The organism is Saccharicrinis fermentans DSM 9555 = JCM 21142 (assembly GCF_000517085.1).
Classification (GTDB): Bacteria; Bacteroidota; Bacteroidia; order Bacteroidales; family Marinilabiliaceae; genus Saccharicrinis; species Saccharicrinis fermentans.
In genome coordinates this window covers 3,752,356-3,779,159 of record NZ_KI912107.1, presented here as the reverse complement: position 1 = coordinate 3,779,159, position 26,804 = coordinate 3,752,356, and the positions used below count along the sequence as shown (strand labels likewise).

Annotated in this window: 16 protein-coding genes; 10 read left to right on the top strand and 6 right to left on the bottom strand. The window is 40.5% G+C overall.

Going from position 1 to position 26,804, the window contains the following annotated elements:
* Window positions 1-44: 44 nt before the first annotated feature.
* The 5 genes from CYTFE_RS0115355 to argR form a co-directional block, all read right to left on the bottom strand.
* Window positions 45-1,169 (bottom strand): aspartate aminotransferase family protein, encoded by a 1,125-nt coding sequence (locus tag CYTFE_RS0115355; protein WP_027472509.1) that lies wholly within the window; start codon window positions 1,167-1,169, stop codon window positions 45-47.
* A gap of 211 nt (window positions 1,170-1,380) precedes the next feature.
* Window positions 1,381-2,346 (bottom strand): N-acetyl-gamma-glutamyl-phosphate reductase, encoded by a 966-nt coding sequence (gene argC / locus CYTFE_RS0115350; protein ID WP_027472508.1) that lies wholly within the window; start codon window positions 2,344-2,346, stop codon window positions 1,381-1,383.
* An 83-nt stretch (window positions 2,347-2,429) separates the two neighbouring features.
* Window positions 2,430-3,632, bottom strand: a complete 1,203-nt coding sequence (locus CYTFE_RS0115345; protein ID WP_027472507.1) for an argininosuccinate synthase — start codon at window positions 3,630-3,632, stop codon at window positions 2,430-2,432.
* A 51-nt stretch (window positions 3,633-3,683) separates the two neighbouring features.
* Window positions 3,684-4,364: a GNAT family N-acetyltransferase gene (locus CYTFE_RS0115340; protein WP_027472506.1), complete on the bottom strand. Its 681-nt coding sequence runs from the start codon at window positions 4,362-4,364 to the stop codon at window positions 3,684-3,686.
* 25 nt (window positions 4,365-4,389) lie between these two features.
* Window positions 4,390-4,866, bottom strand: a complete 477-nt coding sequence (gene argR, locus CYTFE_RS0115335; RefSeq protein ID WP_027472505.1) for an arginine repressor — start codon at window positions 4,864-4,866, stop codon at window positions 4,390-4,392.
* Between the two features lie 279 nt (window positions 4,867-5,145).
* Here argR and carB point away from each other — a divergent pair, with 279 nt between their 5' ends.
* From carB to CYTFE_RS0115315, 4 genes are all read left to right on the top strand, one after another.
* Window positions 5,146-8,370, top strand: a complete 3,225-nt coding sequence (carB, locus tag CYTFE_RS0115330; RefSeq protein WP_027472504.1) for a carbamoyl-phosphate synthase (glutamine-hydrolyzing) large subunit — start codon at window positions 5,146-5,148, stop codon at window positions 8,368-8,370.
* 290 nt (window positions 8,371-8,660) lie between these two features.
* Entirely contained in the window at window positions 8,661-9,770 is a 1,110-nt protein-coding gene (locus CYTFE_RS0115325) for a C1 family peptidase (protein ID WP_027472503.1), read from the top strand.
* A 14-nt stretch (window positions 9,771-9,784) separates the two neighbouring features.
* On the top strand, window positions 9,785-10,459 hold the full coding sequence (locus tag CYTFE_RS0115320) for an HD domain-containing protein (protein WP_044214225.1): 675 nt from the start codon (window positions 9,785-9,787) through the stop codon (window positions 10,457-10,459).
* A 54-nt stretch (window positions 10,460-10,513) separates the two neighbouring features.
* Window positions 10,514-12,904 (top strand): penicillin-binding protein 1A, encoded by a 2,391-nt coding sequence (locus tag CYTFE_RS0115315; protein ID WP_027472501.1) that lies wholly within the window; start codon window positions 10,514-10,516, stop codon window positions 12,902-12,904.
* A 56-nt stretch (window positions 12,905-12,960) separates the two neighbouring features.
* Here CYTFE_RS0115315 and CYTFE_RS0115310 read toward each other — a convergent pair whose 3' ends face one another.
* Window positions 12,961-14,355: an aminopeptidase P family protein gene (locus CYTFE_RS0115310; RefSeq protein WP_027472500.1), complete on the bottom strand. Its 1,395-nt coding sequence runs from the start codon at window positions 14,353-14,355 to the stop codon at window positions 12,961-12,963.
* A gap of 455 nt (window positions 14,356-14,810) precedes the next feature.
* Between CYTFE_RS0115310 and CYTFE_RS0115305 the strand changes: the two genes are divergently transcribed.
* The 6 genes from CYTFE_RS0115305 (at window position 14,811) to CYTFE_RS0115280 (ending at window position 26,803) form a co-directional block, all read left to right on the top strand.
* Complete coding sequence (locus CYTFE_RS0115305; protein WP_027472499.1) at window positions 14,811-17,852, top strand: SusC/RagA family TonB-linked outer membrane protein; 3,042 nt, start codon at window positions 14,811-14,813, stop codon at window positions 17,850-17,852.
* Window positions 17,853-18,025: 173 nt separating this feature from the next.
* Complete coding sequence (locus CYTFE_RS0115300) at window positions 18,026-19,552, top strand: RagB/SusD family nutrient uptake outer membrane protein (RefSeq protein WP_044214226.1); 1,527 nt, start codon at window positions 18,026-18,028, stop codon at window positions 19,550-19,552.
* A gap of 12 nt (window positions 19,553-19,564) precedes the next feature.
* Window positions 19,565-21,304, top strand: a complete 1,740-nt coding sequence (locus tag CYTFE_RS0115295; protein WP_027472497.1) for a LamG domain-containing protein — start codon at window positions 19,565-19,567, stop codon at window positions 21,302-21,304.
* 181 nt (window positions 21,305-21,485) lie between these two features.
* Entirely contained in the window at window positions 21,486-23,459 is a 1,974-nt protein-coding gene (locus tag CYTFE_RS0115290; protein WP_027472496.1) for a glucoamylase family protein, read from the top strand.
* A gap of 41 nt (window positions 23,460-23,500) precedes the next feature.
* Entirely contained in the window at window positions 23,501-25,366 is a 1,866-nt protein-coding gene (locus tag CYTFE_RS0115285; RefSeq protein WP_081736117.1) for a family 43 glycosylhydrolase, read from the top strand.
* Window positions 25,367-26,803: a glucoamylase family protein gene (locus tag CYTFE_RS0115280; RefSeq protein WP_027472494.1), complete on the top strand. Its 1,437-nt coding sequence runs from the start codon at window positions 25,367-25,369 to the stop codon at window positions 26,801-26,803.
* Window position 26,804: the final 1 nt, after the last annotated feature.

The following is a 26,804-nucleotide window of genomic DNA, read 5'->3' as shown; positions in this document are numbered from 1 at the left end:
CTGTGTATGTTGATGTTCATTTAATAACGCATCAGGCTCCTAAATTATTGAACGCATTTTACCAATTTATCAATAAATAAATCTGCTTCCTCAATACTAAGATTTAATGGAGGTAAAATTCTTATGGTTTTAGTGCCTGATACTCCGGTAAATATTTTTTCTTCAAAAAGAAGTTTCTTTCTTAACGCTACAATTTCCTCATCAAATTCTAAGCCAATCATTAGTCCATACCCACGTACCTTGCATCCTTTTAACATTTTTTTAGCTTTGGCCAGTAAGTGACTGCCTACTTTCTGGGCATTTTGTATTAGGTCTTCCTTTTCTATTACTTCCAAAACTGCCAATGCAGCGGCACATGCCAGGTAATTTCCCCCAAAGGTAGTGCCTAGCATGCCGTACCATGGTTCAAACTTGTTAGATATTAATACGCCTCCAATGGGAAAGCCATTGCCCATTCCTTTGGCCATGGTTACCAGATGTGGTTTTACCTTGCTGTATTGAAATGCAAAGAATTTTCCTGAACGTCCGTAGCCTGATTGTATTTCGTCCAGGATGAGCACGGTATTGTATTGATTACATAGTTGTTCTAGTCCTTCTAGAAATTCTGCATCGGGTACGATGATGCCACCAATGCCTTGGATGCCTTCGATGATTACGGCGCAAATGTCATTGTTCTTTAATGCTTCTTCAACAGTGTCCAGGTTGTTAAGTTCGAGAATAACACTTTCGTGTTTACTGTTGATGGGTGCTATTATTTTAGGATTGTCGGTAACAGCAACAGCAGCCGAGGTGCGACCATGGAATCCTTTTTTGAAAGAGATAACTTTCTTTTTACCAGTGGCAAAGGAGGCTAGTTTTAATGCATTTTCATTGGCTTCGGCTCCAGAATTACATAGAAATAAATTGTAGTCATCCAGTCCTGATATCTCGCCCAGCTTCCGGGCTAAATCCTTTTGGAGCTGGTTCTGAACCGAGTTGGAATAGAAACCAATTTGATTTAATTGTTGCGTAATTCGTTCTACATAATGGGGGTGCGTATGACCAATGCTTATAACTGCATGACCTCCGTATAAATCCAGGTATTTATGATCGTTTTTATCCCAAATATAACATCCCTGAGCTTTTACTGGCTCAATGTCAAAGAGGGGATATACATCAAATAGTTTCATTCTTTTTTGTGTTTTTTCGATAAAAGATAACAGACCTTATTGAGGGTCCTTTTAAATAATATTCCTACAGGGTTTTGAAATACCCTGCAGGAATATCTACATGTCTTCATTGCATCCACATCTGAATTAAACCTTTTTATGCATTGTCTTTTTTAATCAGATGGGTGGTTCTTTCGGTACCGAAGGGTATCATTTATTGGTTGTGTTTCGGTTAAAAGGCCACGGATTTAAGTCGAAGACCTGCTTTTTCATCTACTCCGAACATCAAATTCATATTGTGTACGGCTTGTCCTGATGCTCCCTTCACAAGGTTGTCGATCATGCTGACGATGAAAATCTTGCCTTCATGTTTTTCAATAAATACAATTGCTTTATTGGTGTTGACTACCTGTTTTAGGTTGGGATTGGTGTCTGTAACAGTTACAAAAGGATGATCTTGATAGTAACGCTTATATAATTGAATTGCTTCTTCCTGACTAAGGTCGCTGTCGGTATATGCTGTGGCCATAATACCACGTGTGAAATTTCCACGTACCGGTACAAAGTTAACAGGCTTGTTAAAATCTTGCTGTAGCTGTTTGAGTGATTGCCTGATTTCACCCAGATGTTGGTGCGAAAATACTTTATAAACAGAAAGGTTGTTGTTGCGCCAGCTAAAGTGCGAGGTAGATGTAGGTTTTTGTCCTGCTCCAGTGGAGCCTGTGACAGCATTCACATGTACTTCGTTTAATTGCTTGGCTGCAGCCAATGGTAAAAGAGCTAATTGAATTGCTGTGGCAAAGCAACCTGGATTGGCAATTTTATTGGCTGTTTTTATGGCTTCCATATTCAGCTCTGGCAGACCATATACAAAATCGTTTCCCGGAGTTTCTATGCGGTAGTCATGACTTAGGTCGATGATTTTAATAGATTCCGGAATCCTATTTTCAGTCAAGAATTCTTTGGATTTTCCGTGACCCATACATAAAAATATGACATCTACTTTTGCTGTGTCTAGTTTCGGAGCAAAGCTCAGTTCTGTATCTCCCAGTAAATCGGTGTGTACCGCCGTTATAGGGTTTCCTGCATTACTGGTGCTTTGCACGCAGGTTATTTCTGCATGGGGATGGTTCAGTAATATTCTGAGTAATTCTCCTGCTGTATATCCTGCTCCACCAACGATTCCTACTTTAATCATATTTTCTGAATAATAGATTGTTAATAAGGGACTTGCTTTTGGGGGCTTGTCCCTTATTTTGATTTTTTTTTGCAGTGCTTGCCTTATTCAATGTCTAACTGGCCTTTATTGACATTGTTAAAGATCTTAAGCTGGTTGCCTATTATGGATGTAAATCCTTTAACATCATCACCGCTCCAACCTTTGTTTACCTCGCCGTAGTCGCCAAAACCGGAGTTCATCAAATCGTTGTCGGATTCAATTCCCACCAACTCGAAACGGTAGGGCCATAATTTAAGTTTAACTTTTCCGTTTACATTCTTTTGTGAGTTATCCAGAAATTTCTCGATATCTCTCATTACCGGCTCCACATATTGTGCCTCGTGTAATAGCATTCCGTACCAGTTGCTTAGTTGTTCTTTCCAGTACATCTGCCATTTTGTGAGCGTGTGTTTTTCCAATAGGTGGTGTGCCTTAATAATTAGCATAGGAGCTGCGGCTTCAAAGCCTACTCTTCCTTTGATGCCAATGATCGTGTCACCAATGTGGGTGTCTCTGCCAATGGCATAAGCAGAACCGATGGCTTCAATTTTTCGAATGGCGTCTACAGGAACGGCGAATGTTTCGTCGTTTACCGATGCTATTTCTCCTTTCTTGAATTCAATGACCAACTCAGTGGGTTCTTTTTTTTCTAGTTGACTTGGGTAAGCTGCTTCAGGTAGGTTTTTGTTGGATGTTAAGGTTTCCTTTCCTCCAACACTGGTGCCCCAAAGACCTTTGTTAATGGAGTATTCCATCTTTTTCCAGTCTCTTTCAACGCCATGTTTTTTCAGATATTCTATCTCTGCCTCACGTGACAGGGTTAAGTCTCGGATGGGAGTAATGATCTCTATTTCAGGCGCAATGATCTGAAATGTTAGGTCAAAGCGTATCTGATCGTTGCCCGCACCTGTACTTCCATGCGCAATGTATTTGGCACCTATTTTACGGGCATAATCAACAATGGCATAGGCCTGAAAAATCCTTTCGGAGCTTACAGATAATGGATAAGTATTGTTTTTAAGGATGTTACCGTAAATCATATAGCGGATGCAGTTGCGGTAATAAACGTCTGTAACGTCGAGTGTTGCATGCTTCGTTACTCCTAGCTTGTAGGCTCCCTCTTCAATGTTTTTTAATTCGTCATCAGAGAAGCCTCCCGTGTTAGCAATGGCAGAATATATATCCAGATTTTTTTCGTGCTTTAAATATTTAACGCAAAACGAAGTGTCTAATCCGCCACTAAATGCTAAAACTACTTTTTCCATTTTATTCTTATTTTTTTGTGCGAATCAACTTTCATCTCTTCGCATCTTTGTTTACGATATTAATTTTGTTTGCAATCTCTTAAAATAGGACACTTTGTTGTTGTCTTTCTTTTTGTTTCCCTTGAGGAAAACTGATTGCTTGAACCTTAACCACCTTCCGTATACACCAAAGCTCTTTTCCTTTTCTTGTCCTTGTGCCTTGGCAGGATCATAAAGCATTCCGGTGCATAAGCAATGTCTGCGGTTTGTTCTTACCAGTATGTCGTAGTTCACACAGCTCTGACATCCTTTCCAAAACAATTCATCATCGGTCAACTCTGAAAATGTGACTGGTTTGTATCCTAGCTCTGAGTTGATCTTCATTACTGCCAGACCCGTTGTGAGTCCGAATAGCTTTGAATTGGGAAATTTCTTACGGGATAGCTCAAAGGCCTTTGATTTAATGGCTTTGGCCAAGCCCTGTCCCCTATATTGATCTACTACTATTAAGCCCGAATTGGCCACAAACCTGTCGTGTCCCCACGACTCTATGTAACAAAAGCCTGCAAATGATTTATCGAGAAGAGCAATAATGGCCTTCCCTTCGTTTATCTTTTGTATAATGTAACCAGGACTTCTCTTGGCGATACCAGTGCCTCTCACTTTTGCCGCATCGGCAATGGTGTTGAGTATCTCATCTACATATTTTAAATGAGACTCGTTGGCAACCTCTATGTTAAAATCGTTATTCATTTATTTTTATACTCCTACATATCAACTACAACGTTTTGTTTTTTAATCCGGGAATGAACATGGCTAATACTTCTAGCATATGTCCCTTGGAGACACCTTCTCTGTTGATTAAAAGTATGGTGTCATCCCCGGCAATGGTTCCTAAAATTTCGTAGGGGTCGTGGCTGTCTATGATTGATGCTATGCCGCCTGCAAAACCTGGTCGCGTTTTTATCACCGCCAAATTACCGGTGAAATCAATGGATTCTACGCCACTAATGGGAAAGTCATCCTGCGTCTCATCAGTCGTTTTATTAACCCCGGAGGGTAGTTCGTATACATAGCCTTTGTCAAGATGTGGTACTTTGGCTACTTTTAAAAACTTTAAATCGCGTGACAGGGTGGCTTGTGTGGTCATAAAGCCTTCCTTCTCCAAAAGCATGAGTAGCTCCTCCTGACTACTTACCTTTTGCTTGCTAATGATGTTTTGAATAGTGGTTAGCCTTTGCGCTTTAATCTTCATTGTATAAATATTCAATTACATTGCAAAAATATACACTTTTTGAAAATATTCAAAAGGTTTTTGCAAAATATTTGTATTTTTGCAGACAATATATATTGCCAAAGTGTGTGTTATTGATTCATATACAGTAGATAGAGCTGTTTGAACGGGGGTTGGTTTTGGTGGTTTGTTGAGGATGTGCTGTGGAAATTCAGTAATCTGAAATTTCTGAATAGCTATTTTATTGAAAAAAAATGCATAAGAATACGATTACATCAATTTTATAATAGCCAATAACAAATGAGGAAAGACATTAAAAAAGTAGTAATACTTGGTTCGGGTGCGCTAAAAATCGGCGAAGCGGGAGAGTTTGACTATTCAGGTTCGCAAGCCCTTAAAGCATTAAAAGAAGAAGGTATTGAAACGGTTTTGGTTAATCCAAATATTGCAACTGTTCAAACTTCTGACAAGATTGCCGATAAAATTTATTTTTTACCCGTGACTCCATATTTTGTGGAAGAGGTCATTAAGAAAGAAAGACCCCAGGGTATATTATTGGCTTTTGGAGGACAAACAGCCTTAAATTGTGGAACCAAGCTTTATTTGTCGGGCGTATTAGAAAAATATAATCTGGAAGTGCTGGGAACGCCGGTGCAGTCGATTATTAATACCGAAGACCGTGAGATTTTTGCGAACAAGCTGAGAGAGATTGATGTAAAAACACCCATTAGTTTGGCTGTAACCTCTGTGGAAGAGGCAGTGAAGGCTTCTGATGAAATTGGTTTTCCTATCATTGTTAGGGCGGCTTATACGCTTGGAGGTATGGGTAGCGGATTTTGCTACAACAAGGAGGAGTTAATTTCGCGAGCAGAAAATGCATTTTCTTATTCGGATCAAATATTGGTTGAGGAATCGTTGAAAGGTTGGAAAGAGGTTGAATACGAGGTGGTTCGTGATAAGTATAATAACTGTATTACGGTCTGTAATATGGAAAATTTTGACCCATTGGGGATTCATACGGGAGAAAGTATTGTGGTTGCACCATCACAAACTTTATCCAACTCCGAATATCATAAGCTGCGTGAGTTGGCCATAAAAATTATACGTCATATTGGCGTGGTGGGAGAGTGTAATGTGCAGTATGCTTTGGATCCCGAATCGGAAGATTATCGTGTTATCGAGGTAAATGCCCGCTTGTCACGCTCCAGTGCTTTGGCTTCAAAGGCTACCGGATATCCATTGGCGTTTGTGGCAGCAAAACTTGGTTTGGGATATGGTTTGCATGAACTGAAAAACTCTGTTACCAAAACCACCACCACCTTTTTTGAGCCTGCCTTAGATTATGTGGTATGTAAGATTCCGCGCTGGGATTTGAATAAGTTTAACGGCGTTAGTAAGCAGATTGGTAGTAGTATGAAATCGGTGGGTGAGATCATGTCTATCGGTCGTACTTTTGAGGAGGCAATTCAAAAAGGGTTGCGTATGATTGGACAAGGGATGCATGGTTTTGTGGCCAACCAACCCTTGAAAGGAATTGATGTTAAAACAGAGCTGGCCGAACCAACGGATCAGCGTATATATGCCATTGCAGAGGCTTTTTCTCTGGGAATGAGTGTGGATGAAATTCATGACTTGAGTAAGATTGATCATTGGTTCCTGGAAAAACTGAAGAATATAAGTAATCTAGAGATAGAACTTAAAAAGTATTCGAAGTTGGAGGATCTCCCCGATGATTTGCTACGTAATGCAAAACGTATGGGATATTCCGATTTTCAAATAGCTCGTTGTGTCTTTAAGAGTACCAGCGAAGTGATTGGAAATGACTTGATAAAAGTGAGGGCCGAACGTAAAAAACGTAATATACTTCCGGTTGTGAAACAAATTGATACCATGGCGGGTGAGTTCCCTGCGCAAATCAATTACCTGTATATGACCTATAGCGGTAGTGAGCATGATATTGATTATGAGAAGGATGGTAAGTCGGTTGTTGTTTTAGGTAGTGGGGCTTATCGTATTGGTAGTTCGGTGGAGTTTGACTGGTGTAGTGTGAATGCGCTTAATACCATTCGTGAGCAGAAATACCGTTCGGTAATGATTAATTACAATCCTGAAACGGTGAGTACCGACTACGATATTTGTGATCGCTTATATTTTGATGAGCTTTCCTTTGAGCGTGTACTGGATGTTATAGACCTGGAGGCTCCTAAGGGTGTGATTGTTTCGGTGGGAGGACAGATACCGAATAACCTGGCTATGAAGCTGAATGGTCAGCAAGTGCCTATATTGGGTACTTCTCCCGAAAATATTGACAGGGCTGAAAACCGTCAGAAGTTCTCGGCCATGTTGGATGAGTTAAATATTGACCAGCCACGTTGGAGTGAGCTGACTTCTGTGGATGATATTATTGCCTTTTCTGAGGAAGTAGGTTTCCCGGTTTTGGTTCGTCCTAGTTATGTGCTTTCCGGTGCAGCCATGAATGTGGTTAGTAATAAGGATGAGCTGGAGCATTTCTTGACCTTGGCAGCCAATGTATCTAAGGAATATCCTGTGGTGGTTTCTGAATTTATTGAGGAAGCCAAAGAAATTGAGGTGGATGCCGTGGCTAAAGACGGTGAATTAGTGGCCTATGCAATCTCTGAGCATGTTGAGTTTGCAGGGGTGCATTCTGGTGATGCAACCATCGTTTTCCCTCCACAGAAATTGTACATAGAAACGATGCGAAGGGTGAAGAAAATCGCCAGGGAGATTGCCAAAGCCTTACATATTTCAGGACCCTTTAATATGCAGTTGCTGGGTAAAAATAACGAGCTGAAGGTTATTGAATGTAATTTAAGGGCTTCGCGTAGTTTTCCCTTTGTGTCTAAGATATTGAAAGTGAATCTGATTGATCTGGCCACACAGGTGATGTTGGGACTGGATGTGCAAAAACCCAATAAAAATTTGTTCGACTTGGATTGTGTAGGTATTAAAGCGCCTCAGTTCTCTTTTGCGCGTTTGGCCAAGGCCGATCCTGTATTGGGTGTGGATATGTCATCAACAGGTGAGGTAGGTTGTATTGGAGATAATTTTGATGAGGCCATACTTACTTCAATGCTCTCGGTAGGTTATACAATTCCTAAAAAAAATATATTGATTTCTTCGGGTCCATTGAGATCTAAAATGGAACTGCTGGAGAGTGCCCGCTTATTGAAGGAAAAAGGATTTAATATTTTTGCTACCGGTGGTACTCATAAATTCTTTGCGGAAAACGGTGTGGATACAACATTGATTTATTGGCCAAGTGAGCCGGATAAACGTCCAAACTCACTGGAAATGATTCGGGAAAAGGAAATCGATCTGGTAATCAATATACCTAAGAACCTAAGTACGAATGAACTAAAAAATGGGTATAAGATCCGTCGTAATGCCATCGACTTTAATATACCTTTGATTACCAATGCCCGTTTGGCCAGTGCTTTTATTCAAGCATTTTGTAAAATGGGACAGGATGAAATAAGTATCAAGAGCTGGCAAGAATATAAATAGTGGCTGCAAGAAAAGGACTGTTTTTTCAGTCTTTGATAAGAAAGCTTCAAAGACAAGGCTTTCGATATTTTTGAAACCAAGGAGTTTACTGATTGTAAATGACTGTTTCAAAAATGAGAATAACGCAGTATTTGGAGTTTTCTTGCAAAGACTAAATAGTCTTGCAGCTACTAAATAGGTCAGGCTAAATGAGCAGCATGCCAATGGAGCCGTTAAGATTTGTTTCTTAATGGCTTTATTTTTGTGTTAACTTTTTAGTATTTTACAAACCGTTTTTAAGTTAAAATTTTATGAAGTTAGTAAGTAATCTATTGTTAGCGGCTATTTGTTTGTCATCGTCTATTGTTACGGCACAACAAAAAATTCATTTTGAATCTATTGCAGAGGTTGAAACAACCCCCGTTAAAAGCCAGGGAAGAACAGGTACTTGCTGGGCTTATAGCACTGTTTCATTTATTGAATCGGAAATAATACGTATGGGGGGCCCCGCTTTAGATTTGTCTGAAATGTATATTGTTAAGCATGCATACCAGGATAAGGCACAGCAATATGTTTTGCTTCATGGTAAGGGCAATTTTAGTCAGGGAGGACAGGCACATGATGTGATGAATGTGGTTGAGGCGCATGGTTTTGTGCGAGAAAGTGACTTCTGGGGCACTCATGATACTTCACGAGTGCATAATCATGGTGAGATGGAGGCCGCATTAAAAACCTTATTGGATGGGTATATTCATCAAAAAGATGCGGCACCTTCTAAGCTGTGGTTTGATAATATTAATTCGGTACTTACAAATTATATGGGAGAGGTTCCTACACAGGTGCAATTTAATAAAAGAACCTATTCTCCTGTCCAATTTGCAAAGGGCTTAGGTATTGAAAGAAATAATTATGTGGAATTATCCTCTTATACGCATCATCCGTTTTATAAGAGCTTTGATTTAGAGGTGCCTGATAACTGGTCGCATGATAGGTATTATAATGTACCCATCGATGAGTTGGTAGCTACCATGAAGCATGCCTTGGAGCAGGGCTTTTCTATTGTGTGGGATGGAGATGTTTCTGACGATTTTTTTTCACACAAGGAAGGGTTAGCCATTGTTCCCATGGATGATTCAAAGGGTTTTGTTCCTCAAGCAGAAAAGTCTGTGTCGCAAGAGGATAGACAAAAGGCTTTTTATAGCTGGAAGGCAACGGATGATCATTTGATGCATATTGTGGGGCTGGTTAAAGATGAAAATGGAACGGTTTATTTTAAAACGAAGAATAGCTGGGGTACCCAGAAAAATCCTTACGAGGGTTACTTATATATGTCAGAACAGTATGTCAGAATGAATACTGTTGCTATTATGTTACATAAACAAACCTTGAGCAAAGAGCTGTATAAGAAACTCTTTAAATAAATATTTCTTTACTTATGGATGACTTGCAAGCGTCAATTTTGGAGCAAATAGAAGGATATGTCTCAGAAAAAATGAAGGGGGTGGATGCGAGTCATGATATGAGCCATATTTGTAGGGTGCTTAAGAATGCGCGAAGGATTAATGAGGAAGAACATGGGGATGTGTTTTTGATTGAAGCAGGGGCATTACTGCATGATATATGTGACGAGAAATTGTTTGATAAGAGGGGGGCTGAAAATCAACTTATGGATTTTTTTGAGCGCATAGGCTTGCCCATAGAAACGGGCGTATCTTTGCTTAATATTATAAATGCGGTTTCTTTTGGTGCCGGGATAGAGGGGGTTGAAACATTGTCGCTGGAACAAAAGATAGTACGTGATGCGGATCGTTTGGATGCCATCGGAGCCATTGGTATCGCGCGGACATTTCACTACGGAGGAAGAAAGAATAGGGAGATGTTTAATGATGCATACCCTCCTCAAACATATCAAACAAGCGAGGATTACCGTAACAATACCTCACCGACCATTCATCATTTTTATGAAAAATTATTGTTGTTGAAAGATAAGATGGAGACCCCAAGTGGTAGACGTATGGCTGTGGAGAGACATAATTATATGTTGGGCTTTCTAAAACAATTTTATCGGGAAATAGATGAAGAAGGTTTTGCTTTGGACGGATATAACTAAAGCATTGCGCCGTTTGTTTAATGCATTTAAGTTTTGATTTTCAACACACATCAAATGACCAAAAAAAGAACCACGCATAAAAGAACTGCGAAAAAATCATCTGTCAGAAGTAATCGGCAGTCTTCATTTCGAAAATATATAATTCCTTTTGTTTTAAAGGCTGTAGGCCTTTCTATTGGAGTAGCCTTTGTTTTTCTTTTGTTTGTTTATCTGGGTGTCTTTGGTCGCTTGCCTAGCAAGGATGATTTGTCCCAGATAAATAATGATATTGCTTCGGAGGTATATACCGAGGATGGGGTGCTCATGGGTAAATACTACTATCAGAACCGAATGAGTATTGAGAATAAGGTCATTTCTCAACATGCCAAAAATGCTTTGGTAGCTACCGAAGATAAGCGTTTCTTCCAACATAAGGGGCTTGATCTGCTGAGCCTGGGGAGAGTAGTGGTGAAAACGATACTTTTTAGGGATAAAGCGCAAGGTGGGGGAAGTACCATCAGTCAGCAATTGGCTAAAAATCTGTATCCCAGGAAACAATATGGTCCTTTTACCATGTTGGTTAATAAATCCAGAGAGATATTTGTGGCCTCGAGAATTGAAGAGGTGTATAGTAAGGAGGAAATCCTTAGTTTGTACCTGAATACAGTTCCTTTTGGGGAAGATGTTTATGGTATCGAGGCAGCATCACTACGTTTTTTTAGTAAGCACTCGTCTGATTTGGAAGCTAAGGAGGCAGCTGTATTGGTGGGTATGTTGGCTGCTAACACAGCTTATAACCCTCGTTTAAATCCCAAGCGCTCCACCAAGCGTCGAAATATTGTGTTGGACCGGATGACTGAGTTTGGTTTTTTAAATGAAAAGGAGTCTGCGGAGTTAAAACAATCGGACTTGGGGCTTGCTTATCATAAAATAGATCACAATACTGGTATTGCTCCTTATTTTAGAGAAATGATCCGAAAAGAGGCCTTACGAATATTAGAGGATGAATACGGGGAGCACTATGATTTGTATAAAGACGGCTTGAAAATCTATACTACTATAGATCCTACTTTGCAAGAGTATGCCGAAGAAGCAGTGCAGCAACATATGGCTGTGTTACAAAGGGAGTTTAAAAACCATTGGAAAAATCGTGACCCTTGGAAGATGCAACCATCCGTGTTTAGCCAGGCTTTGCATGCCTCTCAACGTTATAAAAGTTTAAAAGCAGCCGGGAAAACGGAGGATGAGATTCTTGCCAAAATGAAGGAGCTTACCCGCATGCGTATATTTGCCTATCCTGAAGAGAAAGATGTTAACTTATCTCCTTTGGATTCGGTGAAGCATTATCTAAAAATTCTCAATACCGGTTTTATGGTGATGGATCCTCATTCGGGCAAAGTACTTTCGTGGGTGGGGGGTGTCAATCATAAATATTTTCAGTACGACCATGTTACGTCACGTCGCCAGGTTGGTTCTACTTTTAAACCTATTGTTTATACGGCAGCGCTATTGGATGGCATGAAACCTTGTGAATATATCTCCAATGAACGTAGGGTTTATGAAGATTATGATAATTGGTCACCGACCAACTCTGATGGGATGCATCTGGGATACTACTCTATGAAAGGTGGATTGACCCATTCTGTAAATACCATAACTGCTGAGGTAATGATGCGCACCGGAGTGGATAAAGTATTAAATCTTGCCGAAAGGATGGGGGTGCAATCAAAGCTTCCGGCGGTTCCTTCTTTAAGTCTGGGCGCTGGTGAAATATCTTTGCAAGAGATGCTGACTGTATATACCTGTTTTGCCAATAGAGGATCTAAAGTGGTGCCCTTTGGCTTGCTTCGTATAGAAGATAAGACAGGAAAGGTATTGTATGAGCATACACCTGCTGTAAAAGGCTTTCCTGTATTGGATAGCCAAACGGCTGATTTGATGAATTATATGTTGAGGGGTGTGGTGGAGAATGGCACGGGAAGGGGATTGAAAACTACCTATGGACTAAATAGTCAGATTGCGGGGAAGACTGGCACTACACAAGACAATGCCGATGGATGGTTTATTGGGTATACGCCTAATCTGTTGGCGGGTGCATGGGTAGGGGCCGAAAGTCCTGTGGTGCACTTTCGTTCAACAGCGCTGGGACAGGGAGCACATATGGCCTTGCCTATTTATGGCCTGTTTATGAAAAAAGTGGAACGGAATCCTGCATATGATAAGTATACCAATCGTCGCTTCCCCACTTTAGAGAGTGACTTGTTAGCGATGGTTGATTGTGCTGACTATTCCGAGAATGATCCGGATCGTTCTTTCTTTGATATTTTCAGAAGTGGTAAGGAGCGACCCGATTCTCTTAGCTTGAAAGACTGGAGAGGTATCCAGAAGGAAGAAAGAGAACAAAGAAAAGATCAGCGAAAAGGATTACTTAATAGAATGAAGGATTTGTTTAGAAAAAAAGATTAAGACTATCTTAAAAATAAAAATGTTTTTACTTTTAAGAATAGTCTGATGGGGCTGAATTAACAACCTGATTTTACCATTTGTTCTACATCTTCAGGGTTGATAGGAATTCTTTTTCCCAGTATTCTACTTCCTGTTTCAGTAACTAATATATCATCTTCCAGGCGAATTCCGCCAAAGTTTTTGTAAGATTCTACTTGTGGGTAATTGATAAAGTCGGCGAATTTTCCTGTTTTTTTCCATTGATCTATCAGGGCAGGAATAAAATATATTCCTGGTTCGTTGGTTACCACAAAATGAGTTTCTAGTTTGCGTCCCATTCTAAGTGCGGAGAGGCCAAATTGACTGCTTGGCCGAACTTCATCGTCGTAACCTACCAGTTGTTGGTCGTAGTCTTCCATATCGTGTACATCCAAGCCTATCATATGTCCAAGTCCATGTGGCATAAACAAGGCGTGGGCTCCTTGGGCAACGGCTTCGTCCATGTCACCTTTCATCAAACCTAAGTCCTTAAGACCTGCTGCCATTGTTTTACAGGCTAGTAAATGCACTTCTTTATAGGTGATGCCTGGTTTTGTGGCTGCCAGTGCCTTGTTATTGGTGTTGACGACTATTTGATAGATTTCTTTTTGCTTTTGAGTAAACTGGCCCCCAACAGGTGATGTACGGGTGTTGTCCGTGGCATAGTGAAGAGGTGATTCGCTGCCTGCATCAACCAATAATAGGTCGCCTTGTTGTAGGGTGTTGCCATGATAGTGATTGTGTAATGTCTCTCCATGAATAGAGCAGATGATTGGGAATGAGACTATTCCTCCTCCGGACATTGATATTCCTTCCAAGGCTCCTGTGATTTCTTGTTCGGTTTTTCCGGGGTGTGCCATCTTCATTGCTGTGGTGTGCATGGCATAAGCGGTAGCCATATGTCTTTCCATCTCCTCTATTTCGCAGGGTTCTTTTACGGAGCGTAATGCTACACAGGCTTTGATTAGTTCTGTGGATGCTTGGTCTTTCACCTTGGCAGGATGAAGGTTTAATAGCGCACCCATTGCTATCATGTTTTTACCTCGGTATGGAGGTGTGAAGTGTATCGTTCGACCTTGTGAAAGGGCTTTTTGGATGACCTTGTTTAAGTTTGAAAGAGGATAACTTTGGTTGATGCCTACTTTTTCAGCATTTTCTTTTAGTTTGGGTTGGGGACCCATCCAGATAATATCATCCATCGTAAAGTCATCTCCAAAAAGCATCTCTTCACCACTCTCAAAATCGATTAGTCCAGCCAATCCTGCATGGTCTAATCCAAAGAAGTATAGAAAGGTGCTGTCTTGTCTGAAATGATAAGTGTTTTGTGGGTAATTCATGCTGGCATCTACGTTGCCCATGATAAGGGCAATTCCCTTATCTAATTTGCTTTTTAACCGCTTACGACGGTTTATATAGGTTTCTTTCGTAAACATGATGTATTATTTTACGGCAAGATATAAAATGATAGGGAATAAAAGTATGTGTATGGTCAGGTTATTAGTGGATAATGGCTACTAATTATTTTTTGTGAGAACGAATGAAGGAAGATAGCTGTACCTTATTTTATGGGTTTGTGCTTTATTTTTTAAGGGTACATCTTTAAGCCTTTGGGTTTGTGAAATTGACTTATTCATGCCTAGTTAAGCTTATCTTTTTAAAGTATGCGGATATTGTTGGCGTTGAATCAATGTATTAATTTAACGAAGTATGTGAAATTTGTATATAAATTAACAGATGTAATTGCCTATATTATAGTAGTATATGTTCTTTAGTATGGGTAATATTGAGGTGTGATTTTGTCTGTTGTGGTTTAATGAGTGTTATTTGTTAGGTATCACCATCTATATGTACCGATATTTGCGCTATTAACAATCTAAAATATGATCGAATGAGATTACTAATTTTAAATCTAATGCTTGTGCTGTTTGCTGTTACTGTGTCAGCCCAGAACATTGTTAATGTTTCCGGTCAGGTAACAGATCAAACAGGAGAGTCAATTATAGGTGTTTCCATATCTATAAAAGGAACGAGTGAAGGTACTATTACCGATATGGATGGTAACTATCATATAAGTGTACCATCGGATGCTATTCTTGTATTTAGTTTTATTGGTTTCGATACTCAGGAGGTACAGGTTAATAATCGAAGTATTATTTCTGTTTCTTTGGTGGAGTCTATGACAGGGCTCGACGAAGTGGTAGTGGTGGGTTATGGTACCCAAAAAGTTAAGGACCTCACTTCGTCTATTGTAACAGTAAAGGCGGATGAAATAACAAAATCGGCATCAGGACAAACGATGCAAGCTCTTCAGGGTAAAGTGGCAGGTGTGCAGATTGTAAGTGCAGGAGCACCGGGTAGTGAGCCTACAGTGCGAATCAGAGGCTTGGGTTCATATCCTGGCATTGGAGGTTCAACTCCATTGTATGTTGTGGATGGGATGTACTTTGATGATATTGATTTTCTAAATCCCTCCGATATAGAAAGTTTATCGGTGCTAAAAGATGCGTCGGCATCTTCTATTTATGGGGTGAGGGCAGCCAATGGAGTGGTGTTAATCACCACTAAATCTGGAAGCCTTAAGTCTAAAGCTTCCATAAGCTATGATGGTTATGTGGGCGTGCAGGTGGCCCAAAATGTTTTGCAAATGGCCAATGCAGAGCAGTTTGTGGAATATGTAAATCAGGTGGGTGACCCGGCAGATTTGCAATTTGTGGAAAATGCCATGCAACGCTTTGGAAGAAGCCGGATAAATCCCAATGTGCCGGATGTGAATACCGATTGGTATAAGGAGATCATGAACACCTCTGCTACACAACAAAATCATGCGCTTTCTGTTACCGGTGGTAGCGAAAAAACTGCCTATGCCATGGGGCTGAGTTATTTTGAACAGGATGGTTTACTGAAAGGCAAGAATTCGTTTGAGCGCTTAAATATCAGAGGAAAGTTAGATCAGAATGTGAATAAGTGGTTAAAAGCCGGGGTGAATGTGAATGTGAGTAATGCTACTAAATACATCGCTGATGATGCCGCTTGGTTTAAGGCTTATCATGCCGTGCCTATTTTACCAGTTTATGACCAGGAAAATTACGATGCACTTGTGGCCGCAGGAACTAATTTCCCCAGTGCCTACTCCAATGCTAAGCTGCTAGGTTATCGTGATACACAAAATCCATTTTTGGACCTTGAATACCGTGATCACCGCATGGATATACGGAAAGTATTGACTGGATTATATGCTGAAATGAGTTTATTGCCTGAGAAGTTAAAATTTAAGACGAGTTATAATATTTCACTCATACATTTGAGTGATAGAAATGTTGGTCTGCCTTATTATTTGTCTGCATCCGAAGACGTAAATAGGGAGCTGTCAACTATCAGTAAGTATCGTTCTCTGTATTTTAATCAATTTTGGGACAATACTTTAACCTATAACGATACTTTTGGTGGGCATCATATTTCTGCCATGGTGGGTACTGCCTATAGGGATGAGTTCTATGATACATTGAGCGGATCGGCTGAAGATATTCCTTTGGAGGAGAATGCATGGTATATTGGACAGTCTCTTTCTCAAGACTCTAAAAGTATAGCAGATGGAGCAAGCAGGTATTATGGCTTTTCTTATTTTGGCCGTTTAGCATATAATTACAATAGTAAATATATAGCTTATGCAACGCTTCGACGTGAAGGGACTTCTAAATATCAAGAGAAATGGGGTACGTTCCCGGCCATAGGTGCAGGATGGGTTATCTCCGAGGAAAGTTTCTTCAAGGAAAATATAGGTTTTGTCAATTATTTTAAGTTAAGAGCTGGTTGGGGTAAGCTAGGTAATGACAAGATACCCAGCCAAGCAGGTGCCAATACAACTTCGCCACAGTTTTTGGCAATAGATGATCAGAAAGTAAACGGAACAGTAACAACCAGTACATTTGGTTATTTGGGTTGGGAAACTGTGAAAGGAACCAATGTGGGAATCAGTACCCAGCTGTTTAATATGCGACTGGGTATTGAGGCAGATTATTATGTCCGAGATACCGAAAATGCTGCCATACCAGTTAGTCTTCTTCTTCAAGGTGGAAGTGTTACCAGAAATGTGGGAGTGATCAGAAATTCTGGATTTGAAGTGGCTGCCAATTGGAGAGGAACCATCGGTGAAGACCTGAAATATACGATAGGAGCAAACGTGGCTACCCTTAAAAATGAGGTGCGTGATCTCTTTGGACAGACCTATTTGAATGGTGGCTCTGCCGAGTTTAGGCAGCGTTCGCAAGTGGGAGAACCGCTCTTGTCATTTTATGGCTATGAGATAGCAGGTGTATATCAGAACCAGGCTGAGATAGATGCTGATCCTATTGCAGTAGCCAATGGCTTAGTACCTGGTGATCTGAAATTTAAAGACCAGGATGGAAGTGAAGTCCTAGATGATGATGATAAAGTGTTTCTTGGGTCTTATCTTCCTAAACTCACTTATGGAGGTAGCCTTGGATTGTTTTATAAAAAGCTTGAGTTCTCTATGAGCATTAGCGGTCAGGGCGGAAATAAAATACTAAATCGTAAGAGAGGAGAAATTAAATGGACCAATGACACGAATATTGATGCGAATTATGCTAGTAATTTGTGGAATGGAGAAGGTACTTCTAATAAATATCCTTCGGCTGCTGGTTTGAGACGAGGTTGGAACCAGGAATTTAGTGACCTGTTGTTAGAAGATGGATCCTTCTTTAGAATTCAAAATATTCAACTGGCCTATAACATCGATGGGAAAAAATGGTTGGGTGAAAATATGCCTAATGCACGCATTTATTTTACCGCTGAACGACCGCTCACTGTTTTTAGTTATAACGGTTTTAATCCTGAAGTGTCTGATGGTATTGATCGACAATTTTATCCTGTGGCCTCTGTGTATACGTTAGGTCTTAATATTAAATTTTAAAGTGAATTGATCTATGGTATATGGGCAGCTCAGGCAGCTTATTTGACAGTGCCATATGACCATTGAAAGAAAATTATAAGCATATGAAACGAGCCATGGAAATTATTTCACACTCAGAAGGATGACTAATTCTGGCGAGTTCCATATGGCCATTGAAAGACAAATTTTAAGATATGAAAAAGATATTCACATACTGTATACCTGTACTTATTGGAAGTTTTATGCTGCTCGCTATGAGTAGTTGCACCGATAAGTTCGATGATCCTTTTGAGAATACGTCGTTTACCAGTGATGTAAACTATGCAATTGGTGAGAATATGATACTACCCCTGTTGGGTGCCTATTATGGTTTATATACGCGAGGCTGGGAGGAACCCTTAACCTTGGGTGTGCGTGGAGATGATGTAAATGCCGGTGGAGATCAACCTCCTCTTCAGGAACAGGATAATTTTAATTATCTGGCGAGTCATTGGAATTTAAATACTTTATGGCAAGGACATTATAGTGATGTAATTAATGTTTTTTCAGCCATGGATGAGATAGAGAAATATAGGTTAGCAGGGGCCGATGATGTGCTGGCCGATCAATATATCGCAGAATGTCGCGTGATCAGAGCTTATTTGTACTTGAATATTGCGCGAAGTTTTGGAGGAGGTATCGTTATCGATCAATTGGATAATATTCAGAATATCCCGGTGAGCAGCAAGGCAGAGATGATGCAATATGTAGTGGAGGAAATGAACCAAGTTATTCCTTTATTGCCTGATGTTAATCCCAATAAACGTAGTGATATTAAAGGAGGGGTAACACGATTTACAGCTTATGCATTACAAGCGATTGCTTTTCAGGAACTAAAGGACTATCAGGGAGTGGTTACAGCTACCTCAGCGATTATTAGTTCGGGAGAATATGAATTGGCCTCCGACTTTTATCAGTTATTTAAAAAGGCGGGTAAGCTTGATGATGAGATAATACTTGAGTTTCAATATTCCGACTTTAATCAAGGAGAAGGAGATCAGTTCATACATAATTTTGAGCCCTTTGGAATTGGCGGATGGACGCCTGTGGTTGCTGGTGCAGGTGGAGGATGGGGTTTTTATGAGCCCACAACCAAGTATATCAAATTTATGCTTGATAGAGGTGAAACAGTTCGCTTAGAGACCAGTGTGGTGTTTACTCCGGATGGTATCTCGGAACTGGAGACTGAAGGACTGACTCTTCCTGCCTGGGTATCTAATACCAATAGAGAGGGGGATGTGTTTAATAACAATGTGCGTCTTCTTTTTGCCAGTGGAAAGCATATTCAACCTTCCACGGAGTTGGTGGACGGAAGAACAACACTGGGGAGTAATAAGAATTTGATTGTTATCAGATATGCGGAAATGTTGTTGATGTATGCAGAGGCCCTAACCAGAGGAGCTACCAGTGATATTTCCATGACTGCTGAGGAGGCTGTTAATATGGTGCGAAACCGTGCTGGTTTGACTGAGTTGAATAACGTGACAACAGAAGATGTGTTGGATGAAAAATTTGCTGAATTGGCCATGGAGTGGGGGAAAAGATACTATGACATGGTGCGAACAGAAAATACCGCAGAGCTGACTCACGAAGGTAAAGTGTTTTCAATGGATAAAGCCTATTTGCCATTCCCGGCGGATCAGGTATCAGAATTGCCTCAACTGGCTGAAGGAATCAATTAAAAGCTACAGAAAATGAAGATATACTATAATTTAATATTATTTGTACTGAGCATGTTTTTACTCAGTGCTTGCGATCAGGATTACATAGACGGAATATCGAAAGTGAATCTAGGATCTGATGAATCCGCCCCACAAATCACTGTTCATTTTCCACCCGAAGGTTATGAGTTGCAAACAAATGATGCGGTGGGAAGTATTAATTTTGATTTTGAAGTACGCGACGATATTGAGATCTCTTCCATTTCTTTAAAAGTGGATGGGGCTGAAATAAAAAGCTATGTTGATTTTAAGGATTATCGGATCGTATTTGAAAACTATCTCTATAATAAGGTAACTACAGGTATGCATGTTTTGTCGGTGCTTGCCACGGATGCCGAAGGGCAAACAAGTACTTTGGATGTGAATTTTGCCAAAGCACCTCCCTATGTGCCACAATACGAAGGAGAGATGTTTTACATGCCGTTTAATAATGAATTTAAAGATATGCTTAGCCTTTCTGATGCAACAATAGTGGGAAATCCCGGTTTTGGAACAGGGATTCAGGGAGGTAGTGCCTATATGGGTGCTGCAGATTCTTACTTGACTTTTCCTTCTGATGGGCTTGCCGCGGGAGATGAGTTCAGTGCCAGTTTCTGGCTGAAGATTGACGCGCAAGATACCCGGGCAGGTATTTTGTCTATGGCTCCGGCTTCGCCTGATAGTCCATCGGACAAAGCGAGTGGTTTTGGATTTTTTAGAGAGGGAAGTGCCGATAGTCAGAAGTTTGTGCTGTTGGTTGGAAACGGAAGCAATGCTACCTGGTTTAATCCAGGTGCTGCAGCTACTATTGACCCAGCTGTGGATAATGGATGGATTCATTTTGCCATCTCTATTTCTGCATCTGAGGCAGCCTTCTACATGAATGGGGTTCAGGTTAGTCAGGGAGCCTTGTCTGGATTCAACTGGACTGATGTGGGAGCGCTTTCCATCATGTCTGGTGAGCCTAATTTTTCAGGTTGGGATCACAAGGTGGAAAAGGGTGGAATGGATGAGCTGAGACTTTTTAATAAGGCTCTTACGCCGGATGAAGTTCGAACTATTATGTTGAAAGAACAGGCTGGTTTTTACATGGACTTTAACGGTGATTATAAGGAAGCCTTGAGTGGAGATGAAGCTACTGTTATTGGTAATCCAAGTTTTAACTATGGAGGGGGTATTCATGGTGATGCTTACCTGGGTGCTGCTGATTCCTACCTTACTTTTCCGTCTGCTGAACTGATTTCTGGAGATGAATTTGGGGCTAGTTTCTGGTTGAAAATAGATGCTTCAGATACGCGGGCAAGTATTCTTTCTATTGCGCCAGCGAATCCACTTAGTCCGTCTGATAAAGCGAGCGGTTTTGGTTTTCTGAGGGAAGGTGACGAAACCAGTCAGAAGTTTCTGCTTTTAGTAGGAAATGGAGTAAATGCCACATGGTTTAATCCTGGCTTGCCTGCAACCATTGATCCAACCACGGAAACAGACTGGATTCATTTTGCCATTTCAATTTCGCCTACAGAAGCTGCTTTTTATATGGATGGAGAGCAGGTTAGTCAGGGGGCACTTACTGGCTTTAACTGGTCCGATGTAGGTGATCTTTCTATCATGTCTGGCGAGCCAAATTTTTCGGGATGGGAGCACAAAACAGACAAGGGTCAAATGGATGATTTATATCTGTTTAATAAAGCACTTACGCCTGAGGAGGTTAGGTTATTGAGGAATGATGGGTTGTAGTGTATGACTGTGTACTGAGTTCCGATGATCTACGCTGGTCTTTGGGGGATTATCTCTTGTTAAATTAAAATTTTTTCTCCGGCTTTAATGTCGGAGAAAAACTGATATATGCTTGCGAAGAGGAGATGTTTTTCTTTTCGTTTGTAACGAACAATGTTTTTTCATTTATTAATCAACATTAATGGATCGTATTCTATTGGTTATATTGTCTTTGGGTATTGCTGTGGCCTCATGTAACAGCGATGATTCTATTTCGGAAAATAATTCGAAAGAACTAGGACTTACTTATGTTTATATAGGCGATGTGGAATTAAGTACATCCCTCGATAATAAGGATGTTAAAACGGATCAGGTAATAGAGATTCGTTTTGATAAATCGGTGGATGTGGTTTCTGTTGAAGGGAATATTCGATTGATGGATGCTACCGGTCAAGACCTTTATCTTGAATACTCTTTTTTGAATGAGAACAAGCTGCTTAAAGTTCATCATGAAACATTGCATGAGAATGCCTACTATCGTCTCGTGCTCTCAGATGAACTGCAAAGTTTTGATGGTGCATTTTTTGGAGGCCTGGAATTTTCTTTTTTAACTTTTTCTTCGCCCTTGATAATGAAAGCAATGGAGATGGATAGTGTGAAGTTAAATCCGTTGCATGTTATTAAGGATGTGTCTCGGGATCCATCTATTGTGTTTAAGTTTAATAGTTCCATTGCTGCAAATGATTTGGCGGATTATTTATCTTTTTCTACAAATAATTTACCTGTTGGTTATCATTTGACACAGGTAGATGATAAAACAGTTTCTTTTTCTGCAAATCAAAAGCTGATGGGGTATAAAAAGTATCAGTTGCGTATTGCTTCGGATATAGAAAGCCGGATTGGTAAATCATATGAAGGCTTGGATTTTAGTTTTTATACCGCGCTTGATTCTACCTATAAATTTCCAGAGATAAGCGATGACGAGCTCTTAACGAAAATACAGGCTCAGACATTTAAATATTTTTGGGATTTTGCGCATCCTGTGAGCGGATTGATAAGGGAGCGGAACTCTTCAGGAGAGACCGTGACTTCAGGTGGTTCTGGCTTTGGTCTTATGGCTATGGTGGTAGGTATGGAGCGTGGTTTTATTAGTCGCTCTGAGGGTGTTGAACAGTTACATACTATCATTGATTTTTTAGGGGAGGCAGATCGTTTTCATGGTGCATGGCCACATTGGTTGAATGGGACAACGGGCAAGGTCATCCCTTTTAGTCAGAAAGATGATGGAGGTGATTTAGTGGAAACGTCTTTTGTGGCAGCTGGTTTATTGACTGTTCGTCAATATCTGGATTCGACCGTAACCAATGAGAATAGTCTGATTGCTAAGATCAATGATTTAATGGATGGTATTCAGTGGGATTGGTATACACGAGGAGGTCAGAACGTGTTGTATTGGCATTGGTCGCCGAACTACAACTGGGATATGAATATGCAGATAAAGGGTTATAACGAAGCGTTGCTAAGTTATGTGATGGCGGCATCGTCTCAAACGCATTCTATAGCTGCTGAGGTATATCATCAAGGATGGGCCAATAATGGAGCTATTGTAAATGGAGAAAGCTATTATGACATGCAGTTACCACTTGGCACAGCAATGGGGGGGCCATTGTTTTTGGCACATTATTCGTTCTTGGGTCTCGATCCTCGTAATTTATCTGATACATACGCCAACTACTGGGATCAAAATAGAAGTCATACATTGATCAATCGAGCATATTGTTTAGAAAACCCCCAAGGTTATGTGAGTTATAGTCAAGATTGTTGGGGAATCACAGCAAGTGATAATCAATCGGGATACTCGGCCCATTCACCAACCAACGATAGGGGTGTTATTTCGCCCACAGCAGCGATTTCCTCCTTGCCTTATACACCTGAAGAATCCATGCAAGCCATCCGTTTCTTCTATTATATGATGGGGGATCAACTTTGGGGAGCATATGGTTTTTATGATGCGTTTAATGTAACAGAGGATTGGGTTGCAGACTCTTATTTGGCCATCGATCAAGGCCCTATGATCATCATGATTGAGAATTATCGAACAGGATTACTGTGGGATCTTTTTATGTCGTGTCCTGAAGTACAGGAGGGCTTAACAAAACTGGGATTCTCCTATTGATAGAATAAATGACCAAGGTAATAATCATAGATACTTTTAATATGAACAAACTTATAACAATATTTAGTCTTTGCAAGAAAACTCCAAATACTGCGTTATTCTCATTTTTGAAACAGTCATTTACAATCAGTAAACTCCTTGGTTTCAAAAATATCGATGGCCTTGTCTTTGAAGCTTTCTTATCCAAGACAGGAAAAGCAGTAATTTTCTTGCAGCCACTATTTATATCGCTCATCAGTTTTGCGGTATCCGCACAATACCAGGCAGATACTTATTGTAATCCTATAAATGTCGATTATACTTATATGATTTATGATTCCCACAAAGATAAATCATACCGATCAGGAGCAGATCCTGCGGTGGTCGAGTTTAAGGGAGAATATTATATGTTTGTGACCCGCTCTCTGGGATATTGGCATTCTAGTGATCTACAGAATTGGCATTTTATAACTCCTCAACGGTGGTATTTTCAGGGATGTAATGCCCCGGCAGCACACAATTATAAAGATTCGGTACTCTATGTCACAGGTGACCCTTCAGGACAAATGAGTCTGTTGTATACCGATGATCCACAAAAAGGGGATTGGAAAATTGTTCCGGCCATCTTAAGTGGATTGCAAGACCCAGATTTCTTTATAGACGATGATGATAAGGCTTATATCTTTTGGGGCTCTTCCAATACATTTCCCATTAGGGGAAAAAGGCTTCAGAAAAACCATCGTTTTATTGCCGAAGAAGAGACCACAGAACTGTTTGGCTTACATGGAGATATGCATGGGTGGGAGCGTTTTGGTGAAAATCATACAGATACTGTTATCCCCGGTTATATGGAAGGAGCTTGGTTAACAAAGCATAAGGGTACTTATTACATGATGTATGCTGCGCCAGGTACAGAATTCAATGTGTATGCCGATGGTGTTTATACGGCCAGTGATCCCATGGGGCCTTATACCTATCAGCCACATAATCCGGTGGTGTATAAACCGGGAGGTTTTATGAATGGAGCAGGGCATGGTAGTGTTGTTCAGGCTACGACAGGATCGTACTGGCATTTTGGCTCTGTCTCAGTATCTATCAACGAACGTTGGGAACGCCGGCTTTGCATGCATCCCCTCTATTATGATGAGGATGGACTGATGTACAGCAATACACGCTTTGGTGATTATCCACATTATGCACCTCATGCTAAGGAAAATGCAGGAATGTTTCGAGGATGGATGCTTCTGTCCTACGGTAAACCTGTTTCTTCTTCCACCGAAAAAGACAAGGCGAACATCATTGATGAAAATGTTAAAACATTTTGGCTTTCAGAAAGCAATAGTGGAGGAGAGTGGCTCACAATAGATTTGGAAAGACCAATGGATATTAATGCGCTGCAGGTGAATTTTCACGACTATCAATCAAATATGTATGGTAGGTATCCGAATCTAAGACATCGTTATACGATGGAGGCATCATTAGACGGGGTTCATTGGGAAATGTTGGTAGATAAATCCAATTCCTATAAGGATAGTCCTAATGATTATGTGGAGCTTCCTACAGCGCACAATGCCAGGTATGTACGATATACAAATATAGAGGTGCCAACGCCTTATTTGGCAATTTCGGACTTTAGAGTGTTTGGTAATGGTAATGGAAAGAGACCTTCAAGAGTTGAAAATTTTCAAGTTAATAGATACAAGGACAGGAGAGATGCCTTTATTACATGGAGTGCTGTTAAGGGCGCACAGGGTTATAATATATGCTGGGGTATTGCGCCAGATAAATTGTATAACTCATGGATGATATATGGTAAAAATGAGCATCTTATGAAGTCATTGGATGTGGATAAGACTTATTTTTTTAGTATTGAGGCCTTTAACGAGAATGGGGTGTCTAAACAAATTAAAGCGATAAAAATTAATTAGATGAATATATGTAAATGGGTTTTGATGTGGGCTGTTATTTCATTGATAGCTTGTAATAATCATTCAAATGGTAATCGTAATGATCGTAAGTCTATGGATAAACCTACTATTTATCAAGGACTGACCGATCAGCAATTGCTGGATACGATACAGTATTATACTTTTCAGTATTTCTGGGATGGAGCAGAGCCTAATTCAGGTTTAGGAAGAGAGCGGATTCATCTATCGGGTATTTATCCCAATAAGGATGCCCATGTGGTGACCACTGGAGGATCGGGGTTTGGAATCATGGCTTTATTGGTGGGTATTGAACGGTCTTTTATAGGCAGAGAGGAAGGTGTCGAAAGATTTGAGAGAATAGCTGATTTCTTGGAGAAAACTGAGCGTTTTCATGGGGCTTGGCCACACTGGATAGATGGTAGAACTGGTAAGATGGTGCCGTTTGGACAAAAAGACGACGGTGGAGATCTGGTCGAAACCGCCTTTTTAGCACAAGGTTTAATATGTGCGCAAGAGTATTTTAAAAACGGTTCAGATAGAGAAATATTACTGAGTAAGCGAATGAAGGCTCTGTGGCAAGGAATCGAGTTTAATTGGTATGAGAAGAGTAATAGCGAAGTGTTATTCTGGCATTGGTCTCCCAATAATGGTTGGGAAATGAATTTTCCCTTGCAAGGCTATAATGAGTGTTTGGTGACCTATATTATTGGTGCTGCCTCTCCTGATTATGCCATTAATCCTGCTTCTTACCATAAAGGATGGGCGCGTAGTGGCGATATAAAGGGAAGGGTATCCGGATATGGGCAAGCTTTAAAGATAAAACATAATGGAGATCCCTCGGCCGGGGGTCCTCTGTTTTGGGCTCATTATTCTTATCTGGGCTTTAATCCCAAAATAAGTAGCGATCGTTATGCTAATTACTGGGATATTAATGTGGCTCATACCTTGATGAATAGGGGCTATTGTGTGCAGAATCCGAAAGGATATAAAGGGTATGGTGAAGATCTCTGGGGACTGACAGCCTGTTATTCCATTAAAGGTTATCAACGATGGTTGGATAATGGCGGACGTGGACATCATGATTTAGAGGCGGACGCGTTGTATATGGGATATGCGGCACATTCGCCCGACCGGGATTATGGAATCATAGCACCCACAGCTGCATTGTCTTCTTTCCCTTATGCGCCGGAAGCCTGTATGAAGGTGGCTAAAAATATCTATTTCAAGCTTGGGGAAAAAGCTTTTGGGAAATATGGTCCCTATGATGCTTTTAGTGTAGAGGAAGATTGGTTCCCGGAAACGTATCTGGCCATTGATCAAGGTCCTATTGTTTGTATGATAGAGAATTATCGTACCGGGTTTTTATGGGATTTGTTCATGGGAAATAATGAAATAAAACAAGGATTAAGTCTATTGGAGTTTAATATCAGCCATTGAA